At 54.5% G+C, this 268-nt stretch carries 1 pseudogene; it reads left to right on the forward strand.

From position 1 onward, the window contains the following. Nucleotides 1-268: pseudogene (locus CH341_RS34940) on the forward strand (hypothetical protein); the annotation flags it as partial.

The following is a 268-nucleotide window of genomic DNA, read 5'->3' on the forward strand; positions in this document are numbered from 1 at the left end:
GAAGATTGAAGGGGCAGCAGACAATCTTCGCGGAGCATTGTTTGAATTGATCATCGGCAGCCTCGTCAAGGACGTCGAAGGCGGCTTTCTGAAGACAGGGGAGCGGCGTCTGGATGTGGAGATTGATGTTCAGCTTGATCGCGGCGATGAGGCCGGAATGCTCGTCATCGAGTGCAAATCGAAAGCGCCGGGAGCAAGAGTCAGTGAAAAGGATGTGAAGCGGTGGTATGAGAACCGTGTGCCGCGTATTCACGAATTGCTTACGGCG

This window comes from Rhodoplanes roseus, from assembly GCF_003258865.1.
GTDB lineage: Bacteria > Pseudomonadota > Alphaproteobacteria > Rhizobiales > Xanthobacteraceae > Rhodoplanes > Rhodoplanes roseus.